Here is a 23,520-nt window from a genome sequence, read left to right on the forward strand (position 1 = left end):
GCAAGCCGACCGATTGCGGCGGGATAGCCGAGGCATATGACATCAGTCTGACGTCTACGTCCTTTCGGACGCACAAAGGACGCTCTAACATTTTGAATCTACGCATCGTGCTTTCCGAAAATCGATTCCGATTTTCGGGCCGATGGCTAGGATCAATTCCGCTTCCGGGAACTCGGCGCTGACCACGCGGCCTCTTCCGAAAGCCGAAATTCCAGCATCAGATTGCGCTGCAGGATCGAATGATTGTCGTCCGACACTAGAATGATATGGGTCGTGCCGTCGGCGGCCTGGAAAGCATCGAGCCCTTCCATATTGTCGATCTGCGAGTTGAAATTGCCTTCCAGCAGCAAGTCGCCGTCGACGACGGCGCCGGGCCTGATGTCGGCGCCCTTGATGCGCCGAAGACGCATGCCGATGCCTTCGGCCATGTTGAAGCGGCGCTCCAGCAGCAGCAGGTCGCCGTTCGGCAGGAAGGCACCGTCGGTGATGTCGAAGCTGCCGTCTCGCTTAACCGAGAAACGGCCTTTCAGCGGTCCGCTGAGAATGGCCGCCAGCCGATTGCCGTCACTGTCGAGACCGCGTTCGGAGACGATGACCACGCCGCCCTTGAGTGGGCTGGATGCCGGCGCCACGGCGATGGTTTCGATGCCGCGGTTGTCGTCCAGCATCTTTCGCGGGATGAGGATCGGCAGGGTGGCGATCACTCCCGAGCCGGCAAAGCCGGGATCGGGATAGACATCGACGCGATGAGCCTGCTCGAAGGAGACCAGGATCCGGTCGCCGTCGAGCGCCAGGCCTTCGGCATCCATATGTCCCTTGCCCTCGAAGCTGCGCCCGGCGCTGTTCTTCATCGGCGTGATCTCGACATCCGAAAGGCCGGAAAGCCTGCCCTTGACGTCGCGCTCGATGCTGCCGGTCAGCCACTGGCCGGTGTCGAGCACAACGACGAAATGTTTTTGGTCCGGCCGGAAACGGATGGAGGAGAGCGAGCCGAATAGCGCTCGGCTGGAGACCATTTCCAGCCCGCCGAGAAATTCCAGCGAACCGAATTGCGTCTCCGAAGAGCCGATCCTGTAATCGGAGATTTGCCGGCTAATGACCGGCACGTCGTCGCCGGCCGCCCATGACGAGGAAGCGCCGGCCGCGACGCAGAGAACGATCGACGCCGCACGGCAGAGGCGCTTGACAGTCATTCTTCCGACGTCAGCCGGCACGGCGTATCCGGCCGCCGCGCGGCTGGACGGATTGGTCCTCGAACAGTGAGGCAAGCTGCTCGGTCATCGCACCGGCAAGCTCGTCGGCATCGACGATCGTCACGGCGCGGCGATAGTAGCGCGTCACGTCGTGGCCGATGCCGATCGCCAGCAGTTCGACAGGCGAGCGCGTCTCGATCTGTTCGATGACGGCGCGCAGGTGCCGCTCCAGATAATTGCCCGGATTCACCGACAGCGTCGAATCGTCCACCGGCGCCCCGTCCGAGATCATCATCAGGATGCGGCGCTGCTCGCGGCGCGCGAGCAGGCGATTATGCGCCCAGATCAGCGCCTCGCCGTCGATATTTTCCTTGAGCAGGCCCTCGCGCATCATCAGCCCAAGATTGGCGCGCGCGCGCCGCCACGGCGCGTCGGCCGATTTGTAGATGATATGACGCAGGTCGTTGAGACGGCCTGGCGTCTGCGGCTTGCCGCCGGCAAGCCAGTTTTCACGCGCCTGCCCGCCCTTCCAGGCCTTGGTCGTAAAGCCCAGGATCTCGACCTTGACGCCGCAGCGCTCCAGCGTGCGGGCGAGAATGTCGGCGCAGGTGGCGGCAACCGTGATCGGCCGACCGCGCATCGAGCCGGAATTGTCGATGAGCAGGGTAACGACGGTATCGCGGAACTGGGTGTCGCGCTCCATCTTGAAGGAGAGCGCCTGCATCGGATCGATGATGATGCGCTGCAGCCGGGCCGGATCGAGATAACCCTCTTCCAGGTCGAAATCCCAGGAGCGGTTCTGCTGCGCCATCAGGCGGCGCTGCAGCCGGTTGGCGAGACGGCCGACGGCGCCTTGGAGATGCGCCAACTGCTTGTCGAGGAAGGCGCGCAGGCGCTCCAGCTCGGCGGCGTCGCAAAGTTCCTCGGCGGTGATGATCTCGTCAAACTCTTCGGTAAAGACGTGATAATCGACCTTCTCGTTGAAATCGGCAAAAGGCGTATTCGGCCGGCGGGTCTCGCCCGGCGTTTCCGAATCGTCCTCACCCTCTTCCATCATGTCGTCGTCGGAGATTTCGGCGCCTTCGGTCTCGCCGTCCTCCATCTGCTCGTCGGCGACTTCACTGTCCTCGACGGGGGCGGCATCGGTGCCGGCATCCTCGTCGACCTCGTCCTGGTCCTGCTCATCGCCGCTCGGCTGGTCTTCCTGCTCCGACTGGTCGTCATTGTCGGCGTCGCTGTCGTCGTCGCCGTACTCCTCGGCCATTTCCATGGCCGACAGCATGTTGCGGATGACCTTGGCGAAGGCCTGCTGGTCGTTGATCGCGCTCGACAGATTGTCGAGTTCGGACCCTGCCTTGTCCTCGATAAAGTCACGCCAAAGGTCGAGCACCTTGCCGGCGGAGGCCGGCGGGCGCTGGCCGGTCAGCTTCTCGCGCACCATCATCGCAACCGCTTCGCCGACCGGTGCGTCTTCCTGGCGCTCGATGCCGGTAAAATTCGCCTTGGAATATTTCTCATCCGTCATGGAGCGCAGGTTCGACGCCATGCCCTCCATGCGCAGCGCGCCGATCGATTCGACACGCGCTTGCTCGACCACATCGAAGATCGCCCGGGCATCCGAGCCCTGCGGCGCCATCGTCGCATGCACCTTCTCGTCATGGCAGGCGAGCCGCAGCGCCATCGAATCGCCGAGACCGCGGGTGACCGCCAGCTCATGCGCCGTCGGCCGCTTGGAAAGTTCCGGCAGCCGAATGCGCTCGCCGGTCATCCCCGGCCGTTCATTGGCGAAGGTCACCTCGACGTCGCCGTCGCCGGCGATCGAGCGCACGCAGCCGGTTATCGCCCGGCGCAATGGCTCGACGTCGACAGGCGCGCCGGGCTTTGCTTTCGAATTGTCACCGCGAGCTGCCATGATCGGTCGGTCTCAAGCTCCGAGAACGATATTGGCGGCACTTTCCTTCAGCTCGACGCCGAAGGCCCGCTGATAGTGCTCGGCGACCAGCGGACGCTCCAGCTCGTCGCACTTGTTGAGGAATGTGACGCGGAAGGCGAAGGCGAGATCGCCGAAGATCTCGGCATTTTCGGCCCAAGTGATGACCGTGCGCGGGCTCATGACGGTCGAGAGATCACCGTTCATGAAGGCAGCGCGCGTCAGGTCGGCGACGCGCACCATCTTCGACACGGTCTCGCGGCCGCCCTTGTCCTTGCCGAAGCTCTTCACCTTGGCGGCGACGATATTCACTTCATGATCATGCGGCAGATAGTTCAGCGTGGTGACGATCGACCAGCGGTCCATCTGCGCCTGGTTGATCTGCTGCGTACCATGATAGAGGCCGGTCGTGTCGCCGAGGCCGATCGTATTTGCGGTCGCAAACAGACGGAATGCCGGGTGCGGCCGAATGACGCGGCTCTGGTCGAGCAGCGTCAGGCGACCGGAGGATTCGAGCACGCGCTGGATTACGAACATCACATCGGGACGGCCGGCATCATATTCGTCGAAGACGAGCGCAACATTGTGCTGATAGGCCCAGGGCAGGATGCCGTCCTTGAATTCGGTGACCTGCAGCCCGTCCTTGACGACGATCGCATCCTTGCCGACGAGATCGATACGGCTGACATGGCTGTCGAGGTTGATGCGCACGCAGGGCCAGTTGAGCCGCGCCGCCACCTGCTCGATATGCGAGGACTTGCCCGTGCCGTGGTAGCCGGAGATCATCACGCGGCGGTTATGGGCGAAGCCTGCGAGAATGGCGAGCGTCGTGTCGCGGTCGAACAGGTAGTCGGTATCGAGGTCCGGCACATAGGCGTCGCCCTTGCTGTAGGCGGGAACGCGGATGTCGGAATCGATGCCGAAGGCCTCGCGAACCGAAACGGTGGTATCGGGCAGTTCGGAAATATCAAGGTCGATCTTGCTCATCATGTCTCCAAGGCGGGTGATGCCACCCGGCCATACTGTCTCAGGCCATGTCGCAACCGTGACGCCGCGTTTTTTTATTCCGCGCCCGTCCAGGTCGGAACGTCGGCGATGCTTCTCCGGGACTGAAACGAAACCTCGGCGGGATAATGACCGCGTGCGAGCATTCTTGAAAGAGTCCCGGACAAGAAACGCCGCGTCCGGAAGGTCGGCGGAGGCGATGTCGGGAAAACGCACAAATATGAGCCGCGTTTGCCTGCGGCCTCAGCCGATTTGGACCATACCCGATTGAAGCCCAAGAGCAAGGACGGGAATTAACAAAAACCGTTCTGCTTCAACAATTGATAGGCCTGGATGACGGCGCGGAAACGCTCCTCCGAGCCGCGGTCGCCGCCATTGGCATCCGGATGGTGTTTCTTCACCAGTTCCTTGTAGCGGCTCTTGATCTCCGCCGATGTCGCATTGGCGTCGAGGCCCATCGTTTCGAAGGCCTTGGTTTCGAGCGATTTCAGCTTGCGTGCCTGCGGAAAACGCGGCCCGCTGCCCTTGCCGCCTTCCTTGACGAAGCCGAAGGGATCGCGAACGCGGGTATAGGCGCCGGAGCGGATCTCCGAATGCAGCGGACTGTCCTTCGCCGCCTTGTTGACGCCGACCGTCCATGTCGGCCGGTGACCGGTGATCGCCTCTTTCTGGTAACGCGCGATCTCGCCGTCCGAAAGACCGGAGAAATAATTGTAGCCCTTGTTGTATTCCTTGACGTGCTCGAAACAGAACAAAAAGAACTGGCCTTCCGCATTGCGGCCGACGGGAGCGCGATGCGCCCCCTTTTTGTCGCAGCCGTCCCACTGACAGGTAGGCGGCGCCTGCTCTGTCTCTGGCTCGCGTTTGCGGCGTGTTCGGATGCGATCGAAATATTTGGAATCAAGTCTCATGACGGCGCTAATTATGGGGCTGTCGCGAAGCGACAACAAGAATTGACAAACGGGAATGTTGCTGGCTTGGTAGGAACCCTTTTCGCGAACAGCAAGACCGGATGATGACCCTGCGAACCCGCATCGAAGAAAAACTTGTCGAAGCCTTCGCGCCCGACCGCCTGAGCGTCATCGACGAAAGCCATCTGCATGCCGGCCACCAGCCCGATATCACGGGCACCGGCGAAACCCATATGCGGGTGAGGATCGTTTCCGGAAAATTCGCCGGCATGTCGCGGCTGGCGCGCCACCGGGCCATCACCGACCTGTTGAAACCGGAGCTCGATGCCGGCCTGCATGCGCTGGCCGTCGAACCGGCTGCACCTGATGAACCGACCCGCTGGTAGCGGCACGCAACCCATATGGGCATTCGCCGTCTAAGATCCAAGCAGAATCAGCCTGGCTTTGCGCCGTCTTCCCCGGCCGGGCGGATGCGCAGCTTGGTGATGCGGTTCTTCTCCCGCTTCATGACGACGAAACGCTTGCCGTAGAAGGTGAAGGCCTGGCGCTCTTCCGGGATGGTCATCGATTCGTGGATGACGAGTCCGGCGATCGTCGTCGCCTCCTCGTCCGGCAGGTTCCAGTCGAGCGCGCGGTTCAGGTCGCGGATCGGCACGCCGCCATCAACGACGACGGAACCGTCGGCCTCCTGGCGCACACCCTGTATTTCGATATCGTGCTCGTCGGAGATGTCGCCGACGATTTCCTCGAGAATATCCTCCAGCGTGACGATGCCCTGCACCTCGCCATATTCATCGACGACGACGGCGAAATGCTGCTTGCGGCGCAGGAAAGCGTTGAGCTGGTCCTCGAGGTTGGTGCTGTCGGGCACGAACCACGGCTTCTGCGCGATCTTCACGATATCGAGGTTCTGCGGCTCCATGTTCGGCTCGGCGAGCGCCCGCAGCAGATCCTTGGCGTGGACGACGCCGATGATGTTGTCGATCGTGCCGCGCCACAACGGCATACGCGTATAGGGGCTTTCGAGGATGACGCGCACCACCGCTTCCGGCGCATCGTCGGCGTTGATCGCCCGCATCGCGGTGCGGTGGACCATGATGTCGGAGAGTTCGAGCTCGCTAAGATCGAGTATGCCGCCGAGGCGGTCACGGTCGGCCTTCACCACCGATCCCTCGCGGTGCAGCAGATCGACGGCGCCGCGCAGCTCCTCATGCGCCGTCAGCATCGATGTCTCGCGTGAGAGATTGATGCCGAACAGCGAAAGAATCTGCCGGACGATCGCATTGACGAAGGAGGAAACCGGGCCGACGACGGCGACGAAGAGCTTGGCCGGCAGCGCGATGGCGAGTGCGAAGCGCTCAGGCGCCGAAATCGCCCAGCTCTTCGGCAGCACTTCCGCGAAGATGACCAGAATGACGGTCATCGCAAGCGTCGCCAGCGCCACGCCGGAACTGCCGAACAGCCCGAGGAAGAGGCTGGTGGCGATCGAGGAGGACAGGATATTGGCGAGATTGTTGCCGATGAGCAGCGCGCCGATCAGCCGGTCGCGCCGCTCGATCAACTGCCGGACGAGGCCGGCGCGTTCGTCGCCATTGACCTCGAGCGTATGGATACGGCTGCGCGAAACGGCGGTCAACGCGGTCTCGGAGCCGGAAAAGAAGGCGGACATGAGCACGAGCGCCGTGATCGAAAGGATCTCCGGCCAATATGTCGAAAGAAATGCCAGAGCGCCTTCGACCGACATCAGGCGTGTTTTTCCCGGAGAAAGCTGATCACTTCGGACGCCGGAACATCGTCGGCGACGAAGGACTGGCCGATGCCGCGTGTCAGGATGAAGGTAAGCTTGCCGCTCTTGACCTTCTTGTCCTGGGCGATCGCGTCCATCAGCGTTTCGGCCGGCGGCAGGTCGCCTGGAATGTCGGACATGCGGGTCGGCAGGCCGACCTCCTTCAGATGCCGCTCGACGCGCCGCGCATCGTCCGGGCTTGCAAGGTTCATCCGTGCGGAGAATTCGTGCGCCAGCACCATGCCGATCGAAACGCCCTCGCCATGCACGAGGCGAGAACTGTCATAGGCGGTCGCCGCTTCCAGCGCGTGGCCGAAGGTATGGCCGAGATTGAGCAGCGCTCGCTGACCATTCTCACGCTCGTCGGCAACGACGACATCGGCCTTTGCCTGGCAGCTTGCGGCAATCGCCTCGATGCGCGCGGAGCCGCCGGTAAAAACCGCTTTCCAATTCGCTTCCAGCCAGGCAAAGAAATCCGGCTTGTCGATCAACCCGTATTTCGCGACCTCGGCGTAACCTGCGCGGAATTCGCGCTCGCTCAGCGAATTCAGCACATCCGTATCGGCCAGAACCAGGTCCGGCTGATGGAAGACGCCGATCAGATTCTTGCCGTGGCGGGAATTGATGCCGGTCTTGCCGCCGACCGAGGAATCGACCTGAGACAGCAGCGAGGTCGGTACCTGCACCAAGCGCACGCCGCGACGGACGATGCCGGCCGCAAATCCCGAAAGATCGCCGATGACCCCGCCACCGAGCGCGATGACGTAATCATTGCGCTCGACGCGCGCCTCCAGCACCTTGTCGCAGGCCGTCATCAGATGTTCGAAGCTCTTGGTCTTCTCGCCGGCCGGCAGGACGACCTCAGCCGAGGCGATACCTGCTTCATCCAGACTTGCGACCAGGGCTTTGAGATAGAGCGGCGCGACATTTTCATCGGTGACAACAGCCGCCTTGCGGCCCTTGAGGCGAGAGGCGATCTCGGCACCGGCCCGCGTAATCAGCCCCGGCCCGATCAGGATGTCGTAGGCGCGCTCGCCGAGCGGCACATGCACCGTTCGGATGGCGGAGGCGGAGGTTATCGCATTCATGACGCTGCACTTTCTTTCTGAGCTTCGATCAAGGCCTTTAAGACTTCGTCGGCCATGATTTCCTTGCGGACGTCGCGCGAAAGCACGGTCAGATCGGCCTGCGCATAGATCGGATAACGCGCATTCATCAGGCCCTCGAGCGTCTGCTTCGGATTTTCGGTCTTGAGCAGCGGCCGTGTGTCGCGCTTGGCGACCCGGTCCCAGAGCACGTCGAGATCGGCCTTCAGCCAGACGGAAAGACCGCCCTTCTTGATATGCTTGCGCGTCCGGTCGTTGATGAAGGCGCCGCCTCCGGTGGAGACGACACGCGGCCCGCTCTTCAGCAGCCGCTTGATCACCCGCGCTTCCAACGCCCGGAACTCCTGCTCGCCATAGGCGGCGAAAAGCTCGGCGATCGTCATGCGCGACACCCGCTCGATCTCGAGATCGCTGTCGATGAAGGGAATGGCGAGCTGGCTGGCGACGATGCGCCCGACAGAGGATTTGCCGGCGCCCATCAGGCCGACAAGGATGAGATTGCGTGAACCGAGCGCGGCGCGAGCTCTGTCTTTCAAGCTTTCAGCAACGGTCAGCAGTTGTTCACTCATCGGTCCATTCACACTTTGTTTGCAAACGGTATCGACAAATGCAGATGGAGCGTCAAGTCGCGGACTAGGGAATCATGGCTTGAATACCGCTTCTTGCACTTGCAGATAGGCTTCTTATAACAGAAGCAGAGCATGAAGGAGTTGCTGGATGCCGACCCTGTTCCGTTTCCTGTTCGTCTGCGCGATCCTCGCCGGGACGGTCTACGGAGCGATGCTGGCGCTTGTGACCTTCGTGGAGCCGCAGCAGCGCGACGTGACGATCCGCATTCCGTCCGAGCGGGTCAATCCGCCCGCGACGGGCGCGATCGACACGACCAGGAAGTGACCGGCATGGTGGATCTCGGCCGCGTCCATGTGGAATCCTTCCTGGAGATGATGAGCGCCGAGCGCGGCGCTGCCGCCAACACGCTGCAATCCTATGAACGCGATCTCGACGACGTCCGCTCCTTCCTGACGGAGCGCAGCATACGGCTCACCGAAGCTGCCTCCGCCGATCTCGCCGCCTATCTCTCCTCGCTCGCCCGAAAGGGTTTCAAACCCTCGTCCCAGGCGCGCCGGCTTGCCGCCATGCGGCAGTTCTACAAGTTCCTCTATGCCGAGGGCCTGAGGACCGACGACCCCACTGGCATTCTCGACGCGCCGAAGAAGGGCCGTCCGCTGCCGAAGACGATGGGCGTCGACGAGGTCGGCAGGCTGCTTTCGCAGGCCGAGGCCGAAGCCGAGGATCCGGCTCCGGGCCAGTTGCAGCGCCTGCGCATGCTGGCGTTGCTGGAGCTGCTCTATGCCACCGGAATGCGGGTCAGCGAACTCGTCTCGCTTCCCGCCCGCGTGCTCGATCAGGAAGGCCGTTTCCTGATGATCCGTGGCAAGGGCAACAAGGAGCGGCTGGTGCCGCTGTCGCATTCGGCAATATCAGCCCTGAAATCCTACGGGCGCCTGCTGGCGGCCGAAAATGCAGCCGTGAAGGAACAGCAGGAAAGCCCGTGGCTGTTTCCCTCCGCCTCGAAGGAGGGATACCTGCCGCGCCAGGTTTTTGCCCGCGACCTCAAGAACCTGGCGATCCGCGCCGGCCTGACGCCGTCGCTGATCTCGCCGCATGTCATGCGCCACGCCTTTGCCAGCCACCTGCTTGCCAACGGCGCCGATCTGCGCGTCGTACAGGAACTCCTCGGCCATTCGGACATTTCGACCACGCAGATCTACACACATGTCCTCGAAGAGAGGCTGCAGCAGCTTGTCCAGACGCATCACCCCCTTGCCAAACAGGCGAAAAAGCACGAATAGGACCGGCGACATGGGGCGGAGCCAGGAAAACGCCCCGGGCACAAGGAACGGAAACGCACCTCATGCACAATTATCTCGACTTCGAAAAGCCGATCTCCGACCTCGAAGGCAAGATCATCGAGCTGAAGAAGCTCGCAACGGAAGACGAGAGCATCGACACCACCGATGAGATCGGCCGGCTGGAGGTTCGCGTCCGTGAGGCGATCGTCGAAATCTATTCCAAGCTCAATCCCTGGCAGAAGACGCAGGTCGCCCGCCATCCGCAGCGCCCGCATTTCATCGATTACGCCAAGACCCTGTTCCAGGAATTCACACCGCTCGCCGGCGACCGCAAATTTTCCGAGGATGCCGCGATCCAGGCAGGCCTTGCCCGCTTCCGCGGCCAACCCGTCGCCGTCATCGGCCAGGAAAAGGGCAACGACACCAAGAGCCGCATCAAGCACAATTTCGGCAGCCCCCGTCCGGAAGGCTATCGAAAGGCGATCCGCATCCTTGAAATGGCCGATCGTTTCGGCCTGCCGGTGATTTCGCTGGTGGATACGGCAGGCGCCTATCCCGGCGTCGGCGCCGAAGAGCGCGGCCAGGCCGAGGCGATCGCCCGCTCAACGGAAATGTGTCTCGGCGTCAAGGTTCCACTGGTCTCCGTCGTCATCGGCGAAGGAGGCTCGGGCGGCGCCATCGCCATCGCCACCGGCAACAAGGTCTATATGCTCGAGCATTCGATCTACAGCGTAATCTCGCCCGAAGGGGCAGCTTCCATCCTCTGGCGCGATTCCACCCGCGCCCGGGAAGCGGCGACCAACATGAAGATCACCGCCGAGGACCTGAAGTCGCTCGGCGTTATCGACGGCATCATTTCCGAGCCGCTCGGCGGCGCGCATCGCGATCCCGACAGCGTGATTGCCGCAACCGGTGACGTGATCGCCAGTGCTCTGGCCGAAATGGCACCCCGCTCGGGCGAGCAGCTGCGCAACGACCGCCGCCAGAAATTCCTCGCCATGGGACGCAATCTCTAGAGCATGATGCCGAAAAGTGTGAGCGGTTTTCGGATGACATCATGCTCTATTTCTTTGATTTAGATCCGGATTCGGATTTTAGGCCGATCCGGCCTAAAACATCCGGATCTGGGCGCAACATTCGGTTTCTCATCGATTGGGGCCAAATCTTGGCCACATTGATGTTATCTGTAGCATTCGCGCTTGCGGGGATGTTCCAGGCACGTCATAGGCTGGTAAGGACTTGTAAAGTATAAACCGTCTATGATTCCGTTTGATGCCTGGACTCCATGGGCGGACCGGGTCGCATTATCTTTATGGGCTAGTTGGGATGCGCATACGTCATTTTGCCTATATCTCCCTCATGGCGCTGGCTCTGTCCGGCTGCAATGACGCGTTGGAAACCGCGCAGGTCGATCTTTCCAAGGTCAAGAACAAGGTCGAGCAGCCGCTTCCCAGCCATATCCTCGCTCAGATGTCCGCCAAGGGCATGGACCGTAATTCGCCGATCATGATCCGCATCTTCAAGGAAGAAGGTGCCATGGAGATCTGGAAGGCGAAAACCGACAACCGTTTCGACAAGATCGCCGATTACAAGATCTGCGCCTGGTCCGGCCGTCTCGGCCCGAAGGTAAAGACCGGCGACCGGCAGGCGCCGGAAGGTTTCTACGACCTGACGCGCGCCAACCTCAATCCCAATTCCAAATATTATCTGGCGATCAACACCGGCTTCCCGAACCGCTACGACGCGGCGAACGGCCGCACCGGTTCCGATCTGATGATCCACGGCGCCTGCTCGTCCTCCGGCTGCTATTCGATGACCGACCAGCAGGTGCTGGAGATCTACGCTTTTGCCCGCGACGCCTTCAAGGGCGGCCAGGCGACGGTGCAGCTGCAGGCCTTCCCCTTCCGCATGACGGCGGAAAACATGGTGAAGCATCGCCTCGACGGCAATTACGACTTCTGGAAGATGCTGAAGGTCGGCTACGACAATTTCGAAGTGACGAAGCGCCCGCCTGAGGTGAATGTCTGCGAGAAGAAATACGTCTTCAATCAGCAGGCAACCGACGGCAACGCCTTCAATGCCGCCGGCAAATGCCCGGCAATGTCGACGCCGCCGGCGCTGACGGCCGCCCTTGCCTCCTACGGCAAGACCTACGATGCCGATTATGCCAAGGCGATGAGCAAATTTGACGGCATGGCCTGGTACGATCCCACCGAAGCCGAACGCAAGGCCGTGGTCGCCAAGCAGCGTAAGGGCCGCGAGCTTGCTTACGCTCCGACCGGCACCTCGCTGGAAGCCGGCCGCATGGTCAAGGTCGCCGAACTCGAAGACATGATGGCCAAGCGCACCGCGCAGGGCCTCGCCGCCAAGAGCGCGCCGGGCGCCACGCCGGCAACACCTGCCGGGCCGCAGGCAATCTCTGCCCAGCCGCAGGCAACGGCCGTCGCTGCCGCGACACCTGCGGTCGTGCCGGTGCCGATGCAGAACCCGCTGGCCTTTGCGGCGCCCGAACCGCAGGAAACGGCGGAAGCCACGGCAAAGAAGCCGTTCTGGAAATTCTGGGCGAGGAACTGAACGGCTTGAACCCCGTTCTCTACGATCTTCGCGGCCTGAAATGCCCATTGCCCGTGATCAAGACACGCAAGAAGCTCGCCGCCATGGCGAGCGGCACGCTCATTCGCGTCGACACCACCGACCCGCTGGCCGTGATCGATATGCCGCATTTCTGCAATGAGGACGGCCACGAACTGGTCGAGACGGAAAAGACCGAAAACGGCCACCGCTTCCTGATCCGCAAGCGCTAAAGCGCGTCGCGCAAAACTGTGCAGCGGTATTTGCGACAACGAGATGCGTAAAAACAAAAACCTAAAACGCGACGATTAAATCCGAAAGTTCGCCGAAGCGTACGCCTCCACCATAAGGCCGTCGTCCGCATCTCCAACCTTGCCTGCTCGCGCTTCCGCAGCTGCCGATCTGAGACCAGGCGCGGTGAAAATTCATCATACAACTACACAGCTTTTGTATGTTGACATTATACTTTACAGGTTCTAGCCATAGTGAGCCGGTCGGAGGAACGGCAAGAATAGAGGAGGCTATTGATCCAAGTCTTCTGTTTCCACAAGAAGAGCGACAGTGTTCGCGTGTAGAGGTCAGCAGCTGCTCCATCGAACCCGATGGGCACCGCTGAGCCATGTCGGTATGTCTCGATGAGGCTCTTCCAACTCGCGCAACTTTTCGTGCCGGACCATCAGTGCCCGATTGTGGAAATATCGCTGGAAGGAGGCGAAGCGTGCAGAGGACCTTCCTCTAAGTCGCAAAGCCGGGATACCGACTCTGAGAATTCATCGTCATGCAAAACGGGAGGAGAGCATGAAAAATTTCGTTAAACTGGCGGCCGGTCTTATGGTTGCCGCTTCATTCATGAGTGGCGCGGCCAGCGCTCAAACGGTGCTGAAATCGTCCGATACGCATCCGGACGGCTATCCGACAGTCGAGGGCGTCAAATATTTCGGCGAGCTCTTGAAGGAGCGGACGCAGGGCCGCTATTCCCTCGAAGTCTATCATTCCGCCCAGCTCGGCGAGGAGAAAGACACGATCGAGCAGGTGCGCTCCGGCGTAATCGAGCTCAATCGCGTGTCAATGGCGCCCTTCAACGGCACGGTGAAGGAATCGATCGTTCCGGCTTTGCCCTATATCTTCCGTTCGGAAGAGCACATGCACAAGGTCATGGACGGCGCCATCGGCGACCAGATCAAGAAGGCGTTCGAACCGGCCGGTCTCGTGGTGCTTGCCTTCTACGATGCCGGCGCGCGCTCGTTCTACAACAAAACGAAGCCGATCAATTCGGTTGCCGATATGAAAGGTCTGAAGTTCCGCGTTATCCAGTCCGATATCTTCGTCGACATGGTGGCGGCCCTCGGCGCCAATGCCACGCCGATGCCCTATGGAGAAGTCTACTCGGGGATCGAAACGGGCGTTATCGACGGCGCGGAAAACAACTTCCCGAGCTACGACACCGCCAAGCACGCCGAAGTAGCGAAGAACTACTCGCTCGACGAGCATACGATCCTGCCGGAGGTGTTCGTCATGAACAAGGCGGCGTTCGACAAGCTGACGCCTGACGATCAGGCGGTCTTCAAACAGGCAGCCAAGGACAGCGTCGCCAAGCAGCGCGAGCTGTGGTCAGCCAAGGTCACTGAATCGCGCGCCAATGTCGAAAAGCTCGGCGCCCAGATCAGCACGCCGGACAAACAGGGGTTCATCGACGCCATGGCCCCGGTTTATGAAAAGCACGTGAAAGACGACGTGCTGAAGAAGATGGTCGAGGATGTAAAGGCTGTGCAATAGCCATAGCTTGCCTTCCTTTTTTGCGGAAAGCGGCGTCGGTTATCGGGGTGGACAGGTATCGCCACCCCGGTTCACCCGCCGTTTCGTGCACATCTTTCTCGATCCTCCCGACAAGGGAGAGTGAGCGCCCAATTTCGACGAGGCCCTTATGTCGAACAACCTGACACCCGTCGTCAATTCTCTGACACGCCTGAGCAACGCCGCCCTTTGGCTCGCGGGCACCGGCTTGGTGCTGATGACGGTCTTTGTCGCCTGGCAGGTATTTTGCCGCTATGTGCTGAACGACTCGCCGAGTTGGACGGAGCCGGGCTCGGTCATGCTGATGAGCTGGTTCATCTTCCTCGGCGCCGCCGTCGGCATCCGGGAGAATAATCATCTTGGTTTCGACGTGCTGCTCTATGTGCTGCCGAAATCCGGCAAGCGCGTCCTGCGCATGATCTCGGACGTCGTCATTCTCGCCTTTGGCGCCGGCATGGTCTGGTACGGCGGCGCGCTCATAAGCCTGACCTGGAACACAACCTTGCCGTCGCTGGGTATTTCCGGCGCGTTCGACTATCTGCCGCTCGCAGGCGGCGGCGTGCTTGCCGTCGTCTTCTCGCTGGAGCGCATCGTGCTCCGCCTCGCCGGCGAACCGATTGACGATGCGTTGGATGAGATTCTGCCGGCGGAAATCGCCGTCGAGATCGAAAACATCAATGCCGATCCGAACGTCAAATTGAAGGTGTAGCGCGATGGAACTCTGGATCCTGTTCGGTGTTTTCACCACCCTGATGCTGATAGGCACGCCGATCGCCTTCTGCCTCGGCGTCGCCAGCTTCGCTACGGTGCTCTACATGGGCCTGCCGCCGCTGGTCATCTTCCAGCGGCTGAATTCCGGCATGAGCGTATTTTCGCTCCTCGCCATCCCCTTTTTCATCTACGCTGGCGACCTGATGGTGCGCGGCGGCATCGCCAGCCGCATCGTCGCCTTCGCCGCATCACTGGTCGGCCACGTGCGCGGCGGCCTCGGCCAGGTCAACATCGTCACCGCCACGCTGTTCGGCGGCATCTCCGGTTCGGCCGTGGCAGAAGCCGCAGCCGTCGGCGGCCTGATGATCCCGCAGATGAAGCAGCGCGGCTATGGCGCCGATTATGCGGTGAACGTCACGTCAATGGCAGCGCTGATCGCGCTGCTCCTGCCGCCCTCCCACAACATGATCATCTATTCGATCTCTGCCGGCGGCAAGATCTCCATCGCCGACCTGTTCACCGCCGGCGTGTTACCCGGACTATTGCTTGCGGTCGCGCTCATGGTGACGGCCTACATCGTTGCGCGCTCGCGCGGCTATCCGACAGAGCCCTTTCCGGGCTTTGTCATGGTGGCTCATTTGTTCGCCGTCGCACTGCCCGGGCTTCTGCTGATCGCCATCATCTTCGGCGGGGTGAGGTCCGGCGTCTTCACCGCGACGGAAAGCTCTTGCATCGCGGTGCTCTACGCGCTGCTGATAACTCTCCTGGTCTACCGGCAGATGAGTTGGAGAGACTTCGTTCACGCCACACAGGGTGCCGTGCGCACGACGGCAATGGTGCTTTTGATTATCGGCACAGCTGCCGCCTTCTCCTGGTTGATGGCCTTCCTGAAGGTGCCTGCCTCGCTGGTGATCTGGATGAAGAGCGTCGCCGACGATCCGCTGACGGTGCTGCTCCTGCTGAATGTCCTCATGCTTGTGCTCGGCACTTTTATGGACATGGGGCCGACCATCATTATCTGCACGCCGATCTTCCTGCCGGTTGCCCAGGCCTACGGTGTCGACCCGGTGCATTTCGGCGTGATCATGATCCTGAATTTCGGCATCGGGCTGAACACGCCTCCAGTCGGCGCGGTGCAATTCGTGGCTTGTGCAGTCGGCAAGATCACGGTCTGGGAGGCCATGCGCTCGATCTGGCCGTTCTACGGTGCGGGCATCGTGGTGCTCGGGCTGGTCACCTACATCCCGGCGATTTCACTGTGGCTGCCGAGCGTGTTCAAATAGGAGTGCGACATGGCGACCGACACAGCCGTAGACTTCAGGGTCGAGCGAAGACCGAAACTCTCCGAAGGCGTCGTTTCGGCCATCCGCGCTCAGGTCGTGTCCGGAGTGTACGCGCCCGGCCAAAAGCTGCCGACGGAGATCCGGATGGGCGAACTCTTCGGCGTCAGCCGCACCGTTGTCCGCGAGGCGATTGCAACCCTTGCCGCCGACGGCCTCGTCGAGGCGCGGCAAGGCGCCGGCGTCTTCGTCAAGAACCATCCGACGATTGCCTTCGGTTCGATCAGCGCCGATGTCGGCAACAAGGTTTCCCATGCACTCAACATAATCGAGGTGCGCATGGGGCTGGAAATCGAGAGCGCAGGGCTTGCTGCACTACGGCGCAATGCAGCTCAGGAAGCGCAGATTCAGGAAGCATTCTTCGAATTCGACCGGCTGCTCGAGCGCGGTGAAGCAACCGGCAAAAGCGACTTCGCCTTCCACCGAGAAATCGCGGCTGCCACCAATAACTCATATTATGTCGAAGTTCTCGATGCGCTTGGCCTGCGGGCCATCCCCTGCGACGTCGCCTCGCCTTGGGGTACAGATAGCACCCTGTCGCGTGACTATCAGGAGGGCCTGCAGCGCGAGCATTTGGCGATTTTGAAGGCGATTTCTGCCGGGGACCCGGAAGCCGCCCGCGCCGCCATGCGCGCCCATCTGGCGGCAAGCCAGGAGCGCTATCGCAGCCTTCTCAGCGGCCAGCAGGCCAAGTGGCTTTCAAGTATCCTTAAACGCAAGACCTGAAGAAAATCGCGCAACAACAAAACCAACGGTTTAAATCCGCATGCCGGGAATGGCGAGCGGATTGTCCGACAGCGCCGCACGATCGGGCATATCGATGCGCGGCTTGCCGAGGAAGGCGTCGAAGAGATCCTTCACGAAGGCTTCCGGCAGATCGCGCGTGATCAGCACCATGCGCGTGCGCCGGTCTTCCCCCGGCCAGGCGGGAAGCCGCACCGGCGGGTGGAAGATGCTCTGCACCCCGTGCAGCACCAGCGGCCGATCCGGCCGGTCGGAGACGGACACGATCGCCTTCATCCTCAACAGCTTCTCGCCATGGGCCGAACGCAGAAGATCGATGAACATCTCAAGCGCCATCGGATCGATCGGCTTTTCCTCGATGATCGAGAAAGAGCGGATCGAGGCATCGTGACGATTGACGTCGTGCGGATCCTGATGCGCGTGCCCCTGTTCACCAAGATGGTGATGATCATGATGGTGGTGACCATGGTGATGGTGATCGCCATCATGATCATGATGATGATGCGCCTCGTGCGCATCCTCGTCCTGCAGCCAGCGGCCGACATCGGCAATCTTCGTCGCCGGATCGTAGAGCCCGTTGACCAGCACCGCGGCACTGCCCGCCTCGGCGCTGTCGGCATCCATCATCGTCGCGCGCGGATTGAGCGCCCGCAGCCGCTTTACCAGCTCGTCCGTTGCCTCGGCCATCGTCTTTTTCGAGACGATCAGCCGGTCGGCGACCGCCGCCTGCTTGCGCGCTTCCTCGTGATTGTCGAGTGTCTGCAGCCCATTCACCGCGTCCACGACGGTGACGACCCCATCGAGTTCGAAATTCGTGGCAATGACGGGATTGCCCATGATCGCCTGCATGACCGGTGAAGGATCGGCAAGACCCGTCGTCTCGATGACGACGCGCTTGACCGGTTTGACGCGGCCCGTCTGCACGGCGTCCATCAGGTTCGCCAGCGTATCGACAAGCTCGCCGCGCACGGTGCAGCAGAGGCAGCCATCGGAGAGCTCGATGATCGAATCGCCGGAACTCTCGACCAGAAGATGATCGATGCCGACATCGCCGAATTCGTTGATGATGACGGCCGCATCCTTCATGACAGGATCTTTGAGGATGCGGTTGAGCAGCGTCGATTTGCCGGCGCCGAGAAAGCCGGTCAGGATGGTGACCGGAATCCTGTCGTTGAGCGCGCTCATGTCATTTTACCTTAAAAGCTTAGAAGGATGTCGGGCGCGGCATCGGCACCGGCACGTTGGCGATCACTCCCGCCGTATCACCCCGCGCCATTTTTTCCGGCTGCGCGGTCGGCTGCGGATCCTGGCCCGGAATGAGGCCGGCAAAGACGAATTGCGGATCGTGATCCATCGGCTGGATATAGGGTGACTGTACCTTCATGCGGCCGACTTCGTCGCGCGTTTCGCTGCGCACCTTGGCGCCCTTGGCGCTACAGATATCGGCACTGATGTCGGTCACCTGGTCCTGTCCCGACCCGTAAGGTCTCAGCGAACCTAATGTGTCGTTGCTGGCAGGCTGGGTGGTGAAGCCCTTCTGCAAAAGATTTGCCGTCGCATCGGCGCGGGCTGCAAGGCTGTCGGTGCCGAGCACGACGGAGACCAGTGTGCGGCCATTGCGCGTCGCCGAACCGATCTGGTTGAAGCCCGAGGCACAGATGAAGCCGGTCTTCATGCCGTCGGCGCCGGCGAAACGACCGATCAGCATGTTGAGGCTCGGCACGTTCTGCTGGCCGTTGGTGAAACCCTCCAGCGAGAAATAGCCGGCATATTGCGGAAAATCGCGGCGCAGCGCCACCGTCAGCACCGCAAGGTCGCGCGCCGTCGTATACTGGCCCTTGCCGGGCAAGCCGTTCGGATTGACGAAGTGCGAATCCGTCATGCCGAGCTTCAGCGCCTCGCCGTTCATCCGCGTCACGAAGCCTTCCTGCGTGCCGCCGATGGCTTCGGCGACCGCGACCGCCACGTCATTGGCCGACTTCACCAGCAGGATCTTCAATGCGCTGTCGAGCGTCAGTTTCTGGCCTGGTTTGAAATACATCTTGGCGGCCGGCTGCGCGGCGGCGCGTTTGCTGATGACGACGGGCGTATCAAGGCTGATCTGACCGGCGCGGATCGCATCGAACACGGTATAGACGGTCATCAGCTTGGTCAGCGAGGCCGGATACCATTTGCGGAAGGCTTCTTCATGCTCGAGCACGCGGCCGGTCTGCACATCGACGAGAATATGCGGATTGGCCTGGGCCAGCGGAACGGAGGCCAGAAAAACGGCCGTCGCCGCTGACGCGAAAGAAAGCGGCCGCAAGGCAGCAAACAAACGGAAGTGGCTCGTCGACACGGTTCGTCCTTCGGATATCAGGAAAATCTCGAAATCTTCCCCTATTTAGCCTATATGGCTATGACATGGCAAAGGTCATTGACTAAGTAATTTCCGTGAGCCTCACACCCTTGTGATGCGATGAAAGATTGTCGAGATTTCATAACAGGAACGCCGATATGCCGATTTTGAACAGAGCCGCGGAGTTGCAGGACGAGGTCGCCGAATGGCGCCGCCACATCCACGCTCGGCCCGAACTCCTCTTCGCGGTGGAAAACACGGCCGCCTTCGTCGCCGAAAAACTCAAGGAATTCGGCGTCGACGAGATCGTCACCGGCATCGGCCGAACCGGTGTCGTCGGCCTGATCAAGGGCAAGGGCGAAGGCCGCCGCACGGTCGGCCTGCGCGCCGACATGGACGCTCTGCCGCTCACCGAAATCACCGGCAAACCCTGGGCTTCGAAGACGCCGGGCAAGATGCATGCCTGCGGCCATGACGGCCACACCGCCATGCTGCTCGGCGCCGCAAAATACCTGGCCGAGACCCGCAACTTCAACGGCAATGTCGCTGTTATCTTCCAGCCCGCAGAAGAAGGCGGCGGCGGCGGCAATCTGATGGTCAAGGACGGCATGATGGAGCGCTTCGATATCGAAGAGGTCTACGGCATGCACAACCTGCCGGGCCTACCGGTCGGCCAGTTCGCCACCCGCAAGGGCGCCATCATGGCGGCGACCGATGAATTCACCGTCACCGTCAAGGGCCGCGGTGGCCACGCCGCCCAGCCGCATAAGACGATCGACCCGATCGCCATCGGCGCCCAGATCATCGCCAATCTGCAGATGATCGCCTCGCGCAGCGCTGATCCGCTGCGCTCGGTCGTCGTCTCGGTGACCAAGTTCAATGCCGGCTTCGCCCATAACGTCATTCCGAACGATGCGACCTTCGCCGGTACGGTCCGCACCCTCGACCCCGAGGTGCGCACGCTCGCCGAGACGCGGTTCCGGCAGATCATCGAGGGCCTGGTCGCGGCCCACGGCGCCGAGGCCGAAATCAGCTTCCACCGCAACTACCCCGTTACCGTCAACCACCCGGATGAGACCGAGCATGCGGTCGCCACCGCCAGCGCCATCGCCGGCGAAGGCAACGTCAACGCCGAGATCGATCCGATGATGGGCGGCGAGGATTTCTCCTACATGCTGAACGCCCGGCCCGGCGCCTTCATCTTCATCGGCAACGGCGACAGCGCCGGCCTCCACAACCCGGCCTACGACTTCAACGACGAAGCCATCGCCCACGGCATCTCCTACTGGGTCCGCCTCGCCGAACAGCGGCTCGGTCTCTGACAACAATTAAGGCTTGGCTTCCCGCCAAGCCTTTTGTATGCATGGCACTCAAGTGGTCCCGTAGCTCAGCAGGATAGAGCACCAGATTCCTAATCTGGGGGTCGCGCGTTCGAATCGCGCCGGGATCACCAGTCAATCAGATGCTTATCTCGACAGAACGCACGTTCCTGCAGACATGCAAGAACGCAATAACGATGTCATGAGAAACCGGCCTTTGATTGGCAGTAGCGAGGCCGAGTGTCGCGTTGAGGCCGCATGACCAAGCTCTTCGGGCCGAGGAAATTGGGCGATCGATTAGACTCGTTCAACTGGCTAGTTTTTCAACATCGGCGTCGATCCACGGGCGGTTCGTTCATGGTTGACGATCGCGTCTCAGCGCAGACTGCCCCACCGAAAAAGCACTCGGGGCCGAACCACTGGATCAGGACGATCAACGAATATATTCGAAATCGGTGTCGAGCCGGGCGCAAATCTGCGCACATCGGAGCATACTATCGTAAAGTGGATACAACCACGCTAGCGAATTAGCTACCCTAAATTGAAAACAGTCTGTGCGATAGCCGCGCGCAGCGTCGGCCCTGATGGTCAGCCATGCGAAGTCCTTGGCACGGCTGCCTCGGCATCCCAGCCCATAAAGAATGGCACGCTTCTTGCGTTGCTTGGCGTAGAGCCGAGCATAGTCGGCGGAAGCCCGCGGATGCTCACAACCGGAAGGTGGATGGGTTCTCGGACATTTGGAATAGGCCGGCCGACGGCCAGGAGCAGATGACAACATATTCGATCGTTCTAGGACGCGAACGCCATGTCTTTCAGGATCTGAAATCGGTATTGGCTTGCGCTTCGCCGCTGAAATCTGGTGACGTGCTGGCTGGGATCGCAGCGTCAAGCAACGAGCGGCGGGTGGCCGCCCGTTATCTGCTCGCGGATATGCCACTCAAAACTTTCCTGGAGGATCTCGTCATCCCATACGAGGTCGACGAGGTCAGCCGACTGATCGTCGACCGCCATGATTGGATGGCATTCGCGTCGGTATCTCATATGACGGTCGGTGAGTTTCGCGATTGGCTTCTCTCTTATGACGCGACCGCGGAAAGACTGCTTGCCATTGCACCAGGCCTCACCCCCGAAATGGTCGCGGCGGTCTCCAAGATCATGCGCAACCATGATCTGATCACCGTCGCCGGCAAATGCCGGGTGGTGACTGCCTTTCGTTCCACGATCGGTCTGCCCGGCCGACTATCGAGCCGTCTTCAGCCCAATCATCCCACCGATGATCCTGAAGGCGTTGCCGGCTCGACGCTCGACGGACTTCTTTATGGGATCGGCGATGCGGTGATCGGCATCAACCCGGCGACCGACAATCTCGAAGCCTGCACAAGGTTGATGGTTCTTTTCGACCGGCTGCGCGAACGGTTCGAGATCCCGACCCAATCCTGCGTGTTGACCCATGTCACCACGTCAATCAAGGCAATCGAGGCTGGAGCGCCGCTCGATCTGGTGTTCCAGTCAATCGCCGGCTCGGAGGCCGCTAACAAGGGTTTCGGCGTCGATCTCGCCGTCCTGAGGGAAGGCCAGCAGGCAGCACTTTCCATGAAACGCGGCACGGTCGGAAACAATGTCATGTATCTCGAGACCGGCCAGGGCAGCGCTCTCTCGGCCGACGCCCATCATGGTGTCGACGAACAGACGGTGGAGGCGCGGGCCTATGCCGTTGCACGTGAACTCAATCCGTTGCTCGTCAATACAGTAGTTGGCTTCATTGGCCCCGAATACCTTTTCGACGCCAAGCAAATTATCCGCGCCGGGCTCGAAGACCATTTCTGCGGCAAACTGCTTGGTGTGCCGATGGGGGTCGACGTCTGCTACACGAACCATGCGGAAGCCGACCAGGACGACATGGACAATCTGATGGTGTTGCTGACTGTCGCGGGCGTCAGCTTCCTCATCGCGGTGCCCGGCGCCGACGACGTCATGCTCAATTATCAGAGCCTTTCCTACCACGATATTGTCGGCCTCAGGCACCAGTTCAATCGTCCGCCCGCCCCGGAGTTCGAAGCCTGGCTCCACCGCATGGGCATGCTTGATCACACGGGTCGTCTTGCGCCTGCCAGCGCCTCGGGCGCCTTTTCTCGCAATCTCTTGAGCTACAGGGCATCGGCATGACTCCCTTCGAACGAGATCCGTTTGCGCGGTTCCGCAACGCCACCCGCGCCCGCATCGGGCTTGGAAGGGCGGGCGACGCCTTGCCGACATCGGCAATTCTCGACTTCCAGCTTGCCCATGCCCGGGCGCGGGATGCTGTGCATGGGCAAGTGGATTTTGTCGTCCTTGCCAAGCAGCTTGCTCCCGTGCCGACGGTCCGGATTCGGTCTCGCGCCAAAGACCGTACGATCTATCTGGCGCGCCCCGATCTCGGCCGTCAGACCAACGCTGCCGATCTCCCGAGCTCAGGCGACCGCTATGATATCGCCTTCATCATTGCAGACGGACTTTCGGCCTCGGCGGTCGAGCACCATGCGGTGCCGCTGTTTAAGGCATGCATGAAGCGTCTCGGCGGCTTCAGCGTCGCCCCGGTGATATTGGGCGAGCAGGCGCGGGTGGCATTTGGTGATGAGGCAGCGGCGGCGTTTGGTGCGGAAGTTGCCATCGTGCTGATCGGCGAGAGGCCGGGGTTAAGCGTGCCTGACAGTCTCGGTGCCTACATCACGTTCCGCCCGCAATCAGGACGGCGTGACAGCGAGCGCAACTGTATTTCGAATATTCATGCCGACGGGCTCAGCTACGAGGTCGCAGCAGACAAGATCGTTTGGATCGTCCGGGAGGCGCTTCGCTTGCAGCTGACCGGTGTCGATCTCAAGGAAAATGCCGAAGGCGCCATAGAAGCGCTGCCACACCAAGAAATCTAAAGTTCAATAC

The 23,520-nt window shown here is 61.2% G+C and carries 22 protein-coding genes and 1 tRNA gene; 14 read left to right on the forward strand and 9 right to left on the reverse strand.

All coding sequences use genetic code 11. The features are described 5' to 3' along the window. Window positions 1–152: 152 nt before the first annotated feature. From G9X67_RS27600 to G9X67_RS27615, 4 genes are all read right to left on the reverse strand, one after another. Window positions 153–1,193, reverse strand: coding sequence for an esterase-like activity of phytase family protein (locus tag G9X67_RS27600; RefSeq protein ID WP_138331709.1), 1,041 nt, complete (start codon window positions 1,191–1,193; stop codon window positions 153–155). Window positions 1,194–1,203: 10 nt separating this feature from the next. Then, window positions 1,204–3,105: a cobaltochelatase subunit CobT gene (gene cobT, locus G9X67_RS27605; RefSeq protein WP_020051849.1), complete on the reverse strand. Its 1,902-nt coding sequence runs from the start codon at window positions 3,103–3,105 to the stop codon at window positions 1,204–1,206. 12 nt (window positions 3,106–3,117) lie between these two features. Beyond that, window positions 3,118–4,110, reverse strand: coding sequence for a cobaltochelatase subunit CobS (gene cobS / locus G9X67_RS27610; protein ID WP_011653731.1), 993 nt, complete (start codon window positions 4,108–4,110; stop codon window positions 3,118–3,120). A gap of 311 nt (window positions 4,111–4,421) precedes the next feature. Then, a complete protein-coding gene (locus G9X67_RS27615) occupies window positions 4,422–5,039 on the reverse strand; it encodes a J domain-containing protein (RefSeq protein WP_011653732.1) in 618 nt (205 codons plus the stop codon). Window positions 5,040–5,140: 101 nt separating this feature from the next. On the opposite strand from G9X67_RS27615, the gene G9X67_RS27620 reads away from it, so the two are divergent. Continuing rightward, window positions 5,141–5,425, forward strand: coding sequence for a BolA family transcriptional regulator (locus tag G9X67_RS27620; RefSeq protein WP_171600148.1), 285 nt, complete (start codon window positions 5,141–5,143; stop codon window positions 5,423–5,425). A 47-nt stretch (window positions 5,426–5,472) separates the two neighbouring features. On the opposite strand, the gene G9X67_RS27625 is transcribed toward G9X67_RS27620, so the two are convergent. From G9X67_RS27625 to G9X67_RS27635, 3 genes are read right to left on the reverse strand one after another with little or no spacing between them, the layout of a single operon-like run. Then, on the reverse strand, window positions 5,473–6,783 hold the full coding sequence (locus tag G9X67_RS27625) for an HlyC/CorC family transporter (RefSeq protein WP_138331710.1): 1,311 nt from the start codon (window positions 6,781–6,783) through the stop codon (window positions 5,473–5,475). Next, window positions 6,783–7,913 carry a 3-dehydroquinate synthase gene (gene aroB, locus G9X67_RS27630; RefSeq protein ID WP_171600149.1) on the reverse strand — a complete coding sequence of 377 codons (1,131 nt, stop codon included), beginning with the start codon at window positions 7,911–7,913 and terminating at the stop codon, window positions 6,783–6,785. Before aroB ends, G9X67_RS27625 begins: the two co-directional genes overlap by 1 nt. Beyond that, window positions 7,910–8,500, reverse strand: coding sequence for a shikimate kinase (locus G9X67_RS27635; protein WP_003543361.1), 591 nt, complete (start codon window positions 8,498–8,500; stop codon window positions 7,910–7,912). The genes aroB and G9X67_RS27635 overlap by 4 nt, the downstream gene beginning before the upstream one ends. A 148-nt stretch (window positions 8,501–8,648) precedes the next feature. On the opposite strand from G9X67_RS27635, the gene G9X67_RS27640 reads away from it, so the two are divergent. The 9 genes from G9X67_RS27640 (at window position 8,649) to G9X67_RS27680 (ending at window position 16,926) form a co-directional block, all read left to right on the forward strand. Next, window positions 8,649–8,825 (forward strand): hypothetical protein, encoded by a 177-nt coding sequence (locus tag G9X67_RS27640; protein WP_012759201.1) that lies wholly within the window; start codon window positions 8,649–8,651, stop codon window positions 8,823–8,825. Window positions 8,826–8,830: 5 nt separating this feature from the next. Then, on the forward strand, window positions 8,831–9,784 hold the full coding sequence (xerD, locus tag G9X67_RS27645) for a site-specific tyrosine recombinase XerD (RefSeq protein WP_171600150.1): 954 nt from the start codon (window positions 8,831–8,833) through the stop codon (window positions 9,782–9,784). A gap of 62 nt (window positions 9,785–9,846) precedes the next feature. Continuing rightward, window positions 9,847–10,800, forward strand: a complete 954-nt coding sequence (locus G9X67_RS27650) for an acetyl-CoA carboxylase carboxyltransferase subunit alpha (RefSeq protein ID WP_138331713.1) — start codon at window positions 9,847–9,849, stop codon at window positions 10,798–10,800. A gap of 310 nt (window positions 10,801–11,110) precedes the next feature. Next, a complete protein-coding gene (locus G9X67_RS27655; protein ID WP_138331714.1) occupies window positions 11,111–12,358 on the forward strand; it encodes a murein L,D-transpeptidase family protein in 1,248 nt (415 codons plus the stop codon). 5 nt (window positions 12,359–12,363) lie between these two features. Further along, on the forward strand, window positions 12,364–12,588 hold the full coding sequence (locus G9X67_RS27660) for a sulfurtransferase TusA family protein (protein WP_128404958.1): 225 nt from the start codon (window positions 12,364–12,366) through the stop codon (window positions 12,586–12,588). Window positions 12,589–13,153: 565 nt separating this feature from the next. Next, on the forward strand, window positions 13,154–14,131 hold the full coding sequence (locus tag G9X67_RS27665; protein WP_171600151.1) for a TRAP transporter substrate-binding protein: 978 nt from the start codon (window positions 13,154–13,156) through the stop codon (window positions 14,129–14,131). A 148-nt stretch (window positions 14,132–14,279) separates the two neighbouring features. Then, a complete protein-coding gene (locus G9X67_RS27670; protein ID WP_138331716.1) occupies window positions 14,280–14,858 on the forward strand; it encodes a TRAP transporter small permease in 579 nt (192 codons plus the stop codon). Window positions 14,859–14,862: 4 nt separating this feature from the next. Next, a complete protein-coding gene (locus tag G9X67_RS27675; RefSeq protein WP_029871070.1) occupies window positions 14,863–16,143 on the forward strand; it encodes a TRAP transporter large permease in 1,281 nt (426 codons plus the stop codon). 9 nt (window positions 16,144–16,152) lie between these two features. Continuing rightward, window positions 16,153–16,926 carry a FadR/GntR family transcriptional regulator gene (locus G9X67_RS27680; protein WP_138331717.1) on the forward strand — a complete coding sequence of 258 codons (774 nt, stop codon included), beginning with the start codon at window positions 16,153–16,155 and terminating at the stop codon, window positions 16,924–16,926. Window positions 16,927–16,956: 30 nt separating this feature from the next. Here G9X67_RS27680 and G9X67_RS27685 read toward each other — a convergent pair whose 3' ends face one another. Continuing rightward, entirely contained in the window at window positions 16,957–18,129 is a 1,173-nt protein-coding gene (locus G9X67_RS27685; protein ID WP_171600152.1) for a GTP-binding protein, read from the reverse strand. A 19-nt stretch (window positions 18,130–18,148) separates the two neighbouring features. Further along, window positions 18,149–19,282 carry a serine hydrolase gene (locus G9X67_RS27690; protein WP_171600153.1) on the reverse strand — a complete coding sequence of 378 codons (1,134 nt, stop codon included), beginning with the start codon at window positions 19,280–19,282 and terminating at the stop codon, window positions 18,149–18,151. A gap of 158 nt (window positions 19,283–19,440) precedes the next feature. Here G9X67_RS27690 and G9X67_RS27695 point away from each other — a divergent pair, with 158 nt between their 5' ends. From G9X67_RS27695 to eutC, 4 genes are all read left to right on the forward strand, one after another. Next, window positions 19,441–20,604 (forward strand): M20 aminoacylase family protein, encoded by a 1,164-nt coding sequence (locus G9X67_RS27695; protein ID WP_138331720.1) that lies wholly within the window; start codon window positions 19,441–19,443, stop codon window positions 20,602–20,604. A gap of 54 nt (window positions 20,605–20,658) precedes the next feature. Then, window positions 20,659–20,735: transfer RNA gene (locus G9X67_RS27700), tRNA-Arg, on the forward strand. 583 nt (window positions 20,736–21,318) lie between these two features. Continuing rightward, window positions 21,319–22,767, forward strand: a complete 1,449-nt coding sequence (locus tag G9X67_RS27705) for an ethanolamine ammonia-lyase subunit EutB (protein WP_138331721.1) — start codon at window positions 21,319–21,321, stop codon at window positions 22,765–22,767. After that, entirely contained in the window at window positions 22,764–23,510 is a 747-nt protein-coding gene (gene eutC / locus G9X67_RS27710; RefSeq protein WP_138331722.1) for an ethanolamine ammonia-lyase subunit EutC, read from the forward strand. Before G9X67_RS27705 ends, eutC begins: the two co-directional genes overlap by 4 nt. The last annotated feature ends 10 nt before the right edge of the window (window positions 23,511–23,520 follow it).

The sequence above is a fragment of the Rhizobium sp. WYCCWR 11152 genome (assembly GCF_013087615.1).
Taxonomy (GTDB): Bacteria; Pseudomonadota; Alphaproteobacteria; order Rhizobiales; family Rhizobiaceae; genus Rhizobium; species Rhizobium indicum.

Bases quoted from the DNA above. Each gene is read 5' to 3' on its own strand.
- G9X67_RS27670 (WP_138331716.1), top strand. From the start codon at position 14,280: ATGTCGAACAACCTGACACCCGTCGTCAATTCTCTGACACGCCTGAGC.
- G9X67_RS27680 (WP_138331717.1), top strand. From the start codon at position 16,153: ATGGCGACCGACACAGCCGTAGACTTCAGGGTCGAGCGAAGACCGAAA.
- eutC (WP_138331722.1), top strand. From the start codon at position 22,764: ATGACTCCCTTCGAACGAGATCCGTTTGCGCGGTTCCGCAACGCCACC.
- cobT (WP_020051849.1), bottom strand. From the start codon at position 3,105: ATGGCAGCTCGCGGTGACAATTCGAAAGCAAAGCCCGGCGCGCCTGTC.
- G9X67_RS27620 (WP_171600148.1), top strand. From the start codon at position 5,141: ATGATGACCCTGCGAACCCGCATCGAAGAAAAACTTGTCGAAGCCTTC.
- cobS (WP_011653731.1), bottom strand. From the start codon at position 4,110: ATGAGCAAGATCGACCTTGATATTTCCGAACTGCCCGATACCACCGTT.
- G9X67_RS27665 (WP_171600151.1), top strand. From the start codon at position 13,154: ATGAAAAATTTCGTTAAACTGGCGGCCGGTCTTATGGTTGCCGCTTCA.
- G9X67_RS27655 (WP_138331714.1), top strand. From the start codon at position 11,111: ATGCGCATACGTCATTTTGCCTATATCTCCCTCATGGCGCTGGCTCTG.
- G9X67_RS27650 (WP_138331713.1), top strand. From the start codon at position 9,847: ATGCACAATTATCTCGACTTCGAAAAGCCGATCTCCGACCTCGAAGGC.
- G9X67_RS27625 (WP_138331710.1), bottom strand. From the start codon at position 6,783: ATGTCGGTCGAAGGCGCTCTGGCATTTCTTTCGACATATTGGCCGGAG.
- aroB (WP_171600149.1), bottom strand. From the start codon at position 7,913: ATGAATGCGATAACCTCCGCCTCCGCCATCCGAACGGTGCATGTGCCG.
- G9X67_RS27685 (WP_171600152.1), bottom strand. From the start codon at position 18,129: ATGAGCGCGCTCAACGACAGGATTCCGGTCACCATCCTGACCGGCTTT.
- G9X67_RS27640 (WP_012759201.1), top strand. From the start codon at position 8,649: ATGCCGACCCTGTTCCGTTTCCTGTTCGTCTGCGCGATCCTCGCCGGG.
- xerD (WP_171600150.1), top strand. From the start codon at position 8,831: ATGGTGGATCTCGGCCGCGTCCATGTGGAATCCTTCCTGGAGATGATG.
- G9X67_RS27600 (WP_138331709.1), bottom strand. From the start codon at position 1,193: ATGACTGTCAAGCGCCTCTGCCGTGCGGCGTCGATCGTTCTCTGCGTC.
- G9X67_RS27635 (WP_003543361.1), bottom strand. From the start codon at position 8,500: ATGAGTGAACAACTGCTGACCGTTGCTGAAAGCTTGAAAGACAGAGCT.
- G9X67_RS27695 (WP_138331720.1), top strand. From the start codon at position 19,441: ATGCCGATTTTGAACAGAGCCGCGGAGTTGCAGGACGAGGTCGCCGAA.
- G9X67_RS27675 (WP_029871070.1), top strand. From the start codon at position 14,863: ATGGAACTCTGGATCCTGTTCGGTGTTTTCACCACCCTGATGCTGATA.
- G9X67_RS27615 (WP_011653732.1), bottom strand. From the start codon at position 5,039: ATGAGACTTGATTCCAAATATTTCGATCGCATCCGAACACGCCGCAAA.